General features: G+C 68.3%; 7 protein-coding genes. 6 read left to right on the top strand and 1 reads right to left on the bottom strand.

What is annotated here, in order from left to right; all coding sequences use genetic code 11:
• Nucleotides 1-449: M20/M25/M40 family metallo-hydrolase (locus tag HC022_RS17005; protein ID WP_167453219.1), on the top strand; the 449-nt coding region annotated here is incomplete at its 5' end.
• A gap of 16 nt (nucleotides 450-465) precedes the next feature.
• Here the strand turns inward: HC022_RS17005 and HC022_RS17000 are convergent.
• Nucleotides 466-1,398 (bottom strand): LysR family transcriptional regulator, encoded by a 933-nt coding sequence (locus HC022_RS17000; RefSeq protein ID WP_167453218.1) that lies wholly within the window; start codon nucleotides 1,396-1,398, stop codon nucleotides 466-468.
• A gap of 265 nt (nucleotides 1,399-1,663) precedes the next feature.
• Here HC022_RS17000 and HC022_RS16995 point away from each other — a divergent pair, with 265 nt between their 5' ends.
• The 5 genes from HC022_RS16995 to HC022_RS16975 form a co-directional block, all read left to right on the top strand.
• Complete coding sequence (locus HC022_RS16995) at nucleotides 1,664-2,299, top strand: RraA family protein (RefSeq protein ID WP_008884019.1); 636 nt, start codon at nucleotides 1,664-1,666, stop codon at nucleotides 2,297-2,299.
• Between the two features lie 33 nt (nucleotides 2,300-2,332).
• On the top strand, nucleotides 2,333-3,859 hold the full coding sequence (locus HC022_RS16990) for an ABC transporter substrate-binding protein (protein ID WP_167453217.1): 1,527 nt from the start codon (nucleotides 2,333-2,335) through the stop codon (nucleotides 3,857-3,859).
• A gap of 64 nt (nucleotides 3,860-3,923) precedes the next feature.
• Complete coding sequence (locus HC022_RS16985; RefSeq protein ID WP_167453216.1) at nucleotides 3,924-4,847, top strand: ABC transporter permease; 924 nt, start codon at nucleotides 3,924-3,926, stop codon at nucleotides 4,845-4,847.
• Complete coding sequence (locus tag HC022_RS16980; protein WP_167453215.1) at nucleotides 4,844-5,719, top strand: ABC transporter permease; 876 nt, start codon at nucleotides 4,844-4,846, stop codon at nucleotides 5,717-5,719. The genes HC022_RS16985 and HC022_RS16980 overlap by 4 nt, the downstream gene beginning before the upstream one ends.
• Nucleotides 5,716-6,261 (top strand): ABC transporter ATP-binding protein (locus HC022_RS16975; protein WP_167453214.1); only part of this gene is annotated, 546 nt, incomplete at its 3' end. The genes HC022_RS16980 and HC022_RS16975, both read left to right, overlap by 4 nt.

The following is a 6,261-nucleotide window of genomic DNA, read 5'->3' as shown; positions in this document are numbered from 1 at the left end:
CCACCGCGGCCAAGCTCAGCGCCTGGCCCAACAAGCCCGGGATCCTGTCCGAGAGCGCCGAGGCGATCTGCGACGTGCGCCACCCGGACCCGGTCACCACCCGCGTCATGGCCGAGAAGATGCGCCGCGCGCTGCACGAGTCCGCCGCAAGGGCCGGCTGCACCGCCAGCGTCGAGGACGAATGGCATTGGGGCGGCGACATCTTCGATGCAGGCCTCGTGGCCATGGTGCGCGGCGAGGCGCAGCGCATGGGCTTGCGCTGGCGCGACATCCAGAGCCAGGCCGGGCACGACGCCTATTTCCTCGCCACCCACTGCCCCACCGCGATGATCTTCACGCCCTGCAAAGGCGGCATCACCCACAACAACCGCGAGGATTGCGCGCCCGAGGATCTCGTCGCCGGTCTCAACGTGCTGCTGCACACGGCCGTTGCCCGCGCCGACCGCTGACCGGCCGTGCGCGGCCTCAGCCCATGTCGGGGTAGAGGTTCAGCAGCTCCTCGATGAGATGCACGAACTTCTCCTCGGCGGAGGAAAGCTGCAGCCGCGGGTTGGTGACGAGGAAGACGTCGGCGCCGAGCTGCTGGTCCGAGATCTTGAGTGGCCAGAGATTGCCGTGCTCGATTTCATCCATCACCGAGACCAGCGGCAGGATCCCGATGCCGAGCCCGGACATGATCATGCGCCGGATCTCTTCCATGTTGGGCGAGGCGCCGCTGATGCGCTGGCCGAGGTTGGCGCTCTGGCGCAGCACCGCCATGGGCTCGAGCCCACCCGCGTCGGTGGCGCAGGCGAAGGTGATGAAGGGCTCCTGCTGGAGATCGCGCAGCGCCACGTCCTCGCGCCCGAAGAGCGGGTGCTCCTTGCCGCAGAAAATGCCGAACTCCTCGCGGAAGAGCTTGCGGCAGGTCAGGTTCATCACCGGCTTCGACAGCAGGCAGACCCCGAGGCCGACGCGCTCGTCCTGAAGGTTGCGAATGATGGTCTGGCTGCTTTGCACCTCGATGCGGAAGCTGACCGAGGGGTGGCGCTGGTGGAAGAGCCGGAGTGCCTCGTCGAAGAGCGGGCTGCGCAGGTTGGTGATGATCTGGAACCGCACCTCGCCGCGTTCCTCGTCCACACCGTGGCGGCTGAGGCCGGCGATGCGGTCGGCCGAGCGGAACATCTCGGTGCATTCGCGGTGGATCTTGGTGCCGCGCAGGGTCAGCTCGAAATGGCGGCTGTCGCGGAACACCAGCTGGCAGCCGAGCTGCTCCTCGAGCTTGCGCAGGGCGTTGGTGACCGAGGGCTGGCTCACCCCCAGACGCTGCGCCGCCCGCGTCAGGCTCTGCTCTTCCGCGATCACGTGGAAGGTGCGCAGGAGGTTCCAGTTCAGCTCGGTCAGGGAAATACCGTCCATTTTTTCATCACTTGCCGGAGCAACGGGAATTGTCCCGGCCCGCGATCCCCCCGGGACCGCAGGGCACGGTCGCCGCGAGGCGTTACACGCGGATGGCGTGACTTTACAGCGAAAACGCGCCTCCGCCAGCATCCGCGCACAACGTCGCACAGCCGCGCCGCGCGCCGGCCCGCCACGAGGCTATCCCAGCGATAGCGGACGGTTATTTGACCCTGCCCAATCATAACGCTTCGATTTGGGGAACTCTTGCAGATCGGACCGCCTCATGACCGCCACCCCGGACGCCCCCGTCGATTACGCCACCGTCGAAACCGCGACGCTGGGCCACTTCCTGTCCGACGGCTTCATGGTCCCGGCGATCCAGTCGGTGAGCTCGGGGATTCGCATCGCGGGCCCGGCGCTGACCGTCCGCCTGCCCGGAGACGACGGCATGGCGCTGGTCGAGGCGCTCTCCATCGCCGAGCCCGGCCAGATCGTGGTCGTCGACCGTTGCGGCGACCTGCGCCACGCCTGCTGGGGCGCCGTCACCACCAATGCCGCCATCGCGCGCGGCGTGAAGGGCGCCATCATCGACGGGTTCATCACCGATCTCAGCGCGATCCGCGAGCTGGGCTTCCCGGTCTGGTGCCGCGGCCGCTCGCCCATCACCACCCGCCAGCGCGGGCTTGGCGGCAACGTCAATCACCGCGTCGCCTGCGGCGGGGTCAGCGTCGCGCCGGGCGACCTGGTGATCGCCGACGAGAACGGCGTGGTGGTGCTGCCCCCCTCTGATGCCGAGATGCACTGCACCCGGGCGCTGGCGATGCAGGCCAACGAACCCGAGCTCATCCGCCGCCTGCATGCCGGCGAGACCATGGCCGACCTGGCCCAACCGAAAGAGCCGCGCGTGGCGGCCGACTGAATGACAAACGCAACGCAACAGGGAACTCTCCTCATGACCCTCACGACGACCACCATGGCCCGCCTGCTGGGCGCGAGCGCTCTGGCGCTGTCGCTGGCCGCCGGTGCCGCCCACGCGGGCAAGGCCGACGACACGCTGAACGTGGCCTTCGCCGCCGAGCCCGAGCCGCTCGACAGCTACAAGATCGCGGCCCGTCAGGGCCTGATCCTCGCCCGCCACATCTATGACGGGCTGCTCTACAAGGACCTCAACACCGGCGAGTTCCTCCCGGCGCTGGCCGAGAGCTACGAGTACGTCGAGCCGCTGGTGATGGAGTTCAAGCTGCGCGAGGGCGTCAAGTTCCACAACGGCGCGGATTTCACCGCCGATGACGTGGTCACCACCTTCGACATGGTGACCGACCCCGAGTACGGCACCCGCTACGCGATCTACGTCGACTGGATCGACAGCGTCGAGAAGATCGACGACTACACCGTGCGCATCAACATGTCGAAGCCCTTCGCCGGCGCGCTCGAGATGCTGGCCGACGCGCTGCCGATCTACCCGCACGAATTCTTCGCCGAGAACGGCTCCGAGGGCATCACCCGCACGCCCATCGGCACCGGCCCCTACAAGCTTGTCTCGCAGGAGCCCGGCGTGCGCTACGAGCTCGAGAAGTTCGAGGACTATTATCCCGAGGGCCCGAAGGCCGGTGCCAGCATCGGCAAGATCGTCGTGCGCACGATCCCCGAGCTCAACACCCAGTACGCCGAGCTGATGTCGGGCAACCTCGACTGGATCTGGCGCATCCCGCCGGATCAGGCCTCGCGTCTGGAGAGCCGCGTGCAGGTGATCTCGGCGCCGATCATGCGCATCGCCTACGTGGGCTTCGCGCCGCTCGCGCTCGACGCCGAGAGCCCCATCGCCAAGCAGGAGGTCCGTCAGGCCCTGATCCACGCGGTCAACCGCGAGGCCATCACCAAGGCCTTCGGCGGCGCCGGCTCCGAGGTGCTGAACACGCCCTGCAACCCGGCCCAGTTCGGCTGCGCGCAGGACGTCACCGCCTATGAGTACGACCCCGAGAAGGCCAGGCAGATGCTGGCAGACGCGGGCTATGCCGACGGCTTCGAGATGGAAATGGTCTTCGCCGCCATGCCCCGCCCCGTGGCCGAGGCCGTGGCCGCGTATCTTGCCAAGGTCGGCGTGACGCTGATCCTCAACGAGCAGCAATACGCGGCCGGCGTCGGCCAGTGGCGCGCCAAGGAGCTTCCGGCGTTCTTCTCGAACTGGGGCAGCTACGGCATCGGCGACGCGGCCTTCATCCTGTCGAACTTCTTCGGCGGCGGCGCCGACGACCTGATCCAGGACCCGCAGCTTGCCGAGTGGCTCACCACCGCCGACACCGCATCGGACCGCGAGGTGCGCGCCGAAAACTACTCGATGGCGGTGAAGGAGATCGTGGACCAGGCCTACTGGATGCCCATGTACAACTTCAACGTGAACTACGGCCTCTCGCCGGACCTGAGCTTCACGCCCTATCCCGACGAGTTTGCCCGCTGGTGGGAAGCCAGCTGGAAGTGATCCCCGACTGGGGGCGCGCGATCCTGCGCGCCCCACCTTTTCCGACTGACCACGGGCCCCTGCCATGCTGAGCTTTCTCCTGCGCCGCCTCGTCGTGGCGCTTGGCGTCGCCGTAGCCGTCTCGGCCTTGAGTTTCGCGCTGATCTTCCTCACCGGCGATCCGGCCATCGCCATCGCGGGCTCAGGCGGCAGCGCCGGCGACGCCGAGGCGATCCGTCTGGCCTATGGCTTCGACCGACCCATCGTCGTGCAATACGCCGACTGGATCGGCTCCGCCCTCACCGGCGACTTCGGCCAGTCGATCTATTTCAACATCCCCGTCTCCGAGATCATCGGCAACCGCATCCCCGTCACCCTGACGCTGGGCATTCTGGCCTTCGTCGCGGCGCTTGCCATCGCGCTGCCGCTGGGCGTGGCCGCCGCCATGCGCCCCAACGGCTTCATCGACCGTTTCGCGCTGGTGCTCGCAGTGTCGGGACAGGCGGTGCCGAGCTTCTGGCTCGGGCTCATGGCCATCGTGGTCTTCGGCGTCTGGTACGGGCTCGTGCCGATCTCGGGCACCGAAACGTGGCAGGGCTACATCCTGCCGGTGCTGGTGCTGGCTTACTCCGCCATCCCCGAGCTCATGCGCATCACCCGCTCAGGCATGATCGAGGTGCTGAACACCGACTACATCCGCTCGGCGCAGGCCAAGGGCCTGCCCACCGGACGGGTGATCCTGGTGCATGCGCTGCGTAACGCGGTGCTGCCGCTGATCTCGCTCTCGGCGGTGCAGCTGGGCATCCTGCTCTCGGGCTCCATCGTGATCGAGAGCGTCTTCGCGGTGAACGGGCTCGGCCGCCTCGCGTGGGAGTCTCTGCTGCGCTCGGACCTGCCCGTGGTGCAGGCGATCATCCTGATCCTGTCGCTCTTCTACGTGGTGCTGACGACCGCCGCCGACCTGCTGAACGCATGGCTCGACCCGCGCCTGAGAGGAGGCGCCGCATGACCCTTGAGACCGCCGTCGCCCCCCGCCCCGTCTCGCGCCTGCGCAAGGTGCTGCGCAACAGCGGCGTCACGCTGGGCGGCCTGCTGATCCTGATCGTGGCGCTGCTCGCCATTCTCGCGCCGCTCATCGCCCCGCACGACCCCTACGCGCAGGATCTGACCCAGCGCTTCCTGCCGCCGTTCTGGCACGACCGCGCCGTGCCCGAGCATCTGCTCGGCACCGACCATCTCGGGCGCGACTACCTCTCGCGGCTGATCTACGGCGCAAGGGTGTCGCTGGGCGTGGGCGTGGGCGTGGTGATCGTGTCGGGCTTCATCGGCATCTCGCTGGGGCTCATCGCGGGCTATTTCGGCGGCTGGATCGACATGGTCATCAGCTTCGCCACCACCATCCGCCTGTCGCTGCCCATCGTGCTGGTGGCGCTCGCCGCCGTCGCCATGGGAGGCGCGTCCTTCACCACGCTGGTGACCGTGCTGGGGCTCTTGCTCTGGGACCGCTTCGCCGTGGTGACCCGCGCCGCCACCCAGTCGCTCAGGCATCAGGAGTTCATCTCGGGGCTGCAGGCCATCGGCGCGCGCTGGCCGCGGATCCTGTTCCTCGAGATCCTGCCCAACATGCGCGGCACCATCCTCGTGGTGATGACGCTCGAGATCGCCAACGCGATCCTGCGGAAAGGCGCGCTGTCCTTCCTCGGGCGGGGGGTGCGCCCGCCGATGCCCTCGTGGGGGCTGATGATCGCCGAGGGGCGCGAGAACATCCTCTTCGACCCGTGGCTCGTGGCCCTGCCCGGCGCGATGATCTGCCTGCTGGTGCTGGCGGTGAACCTGCTGGGCGACGGCATGCGCGACCTGACCGGGGAGGCCCGCAAATGACCGCACCGCTGCTCGACATCGACGACCTGCACGTCACCATCCCCACCGATCGCGGCGACCTTCACGCGCTGCGCGGCGCGGGCCTGCGGCTGGAGCCGGGCAAGACGCTCTGTCTCGTGGGCGAGAGCGGCTGCGGCAAGTCGCTGACCGCCATGTCGCTGATGGGCCTGCTGCCCCGCAAGGCACGGCAGAGCGCCGGGCGCTTCGCGCTGATGGGCACGGACTACGCCGGGAAGGCCCCCAAGGCCTGGGCGAACTTGCGCGGTCGCGACATGGCGATGATCTTCCAGGATCCGAACCAGTCGCTGAACCCCACCATGACCGTGGGCGTGCAGATGACCGAGGCGCTGCGCCATTTCGAGAAGCTCTCGAAGGCGCAGGCCGAGGACCGTGCCATCGCCATGCTCGACCGGGTGGGCATCGCCGACCCGAGGTCGCGGCTCGGGCAGTACCCGCACCAGTTCTCGGGCGGCCAGCGGCAGCGGCTGATGATCGCCTCGGCGCTGATCGGGCGGCCGAAGCTGCTGATCGCGGACGAGCCC

This window comes from Salipiger sp. HF18 (genome assembly GCF_011806505.1).
GTDB classification, from domain to species: Bacteria; Pseudomonadota; Alphaproteobacteria; order Rhodobacterales; family Rhodobacteraceae; genus Salipiger; species Salipiger thiooxidans.
The sequence above is the reverse complement of the archived record's forward strand: the minus strand, read 5'-3'. Positions and strand labels throughout refer to the sequence as shown.

What these genes read in the sequence shown, in the direction of transcription:
- HC022_RS17000 (WP_167453218.1), bottom strand. Translation starts at nt 1,398, where the DNA reads ATGGACGGTATTTCCCTGACCGAGCTGAACTGGAACCTCCTGCGCACC.
- HC022_RS16995 (WP_008884019.1), top strand. Translation starts at nt 1,664, where the DNA reads ATGACCGCCACCCCGGACGCCCCCGTCGATTACGCCACCGTCGAAACC.
- HC022_RS16985 (WP_167453216.1), top strand. Translation starts at nt 3,924, where the DNA reads ATGCTGAGCTTTCTCCTGCGCCGCCTCGTCGTGGCGCTTGGCGTCGCC.
- HC022_RS16990 (WP_167453217.1), top strand. Translation starts at nt 2,333, where the DNA reads ATGACCCTCACGACGACCACCATGGCCCGCCTGCTGGGCGCGAGCGCT.
- HC022_RS16980 (WP_167453215.1), top strand. Translation starts at nt 4,844, where the DNA reads ATGACCCTTGAGACCGCCGTCGCCCCCCGCCCCGTCTCGCGCCTGCGC.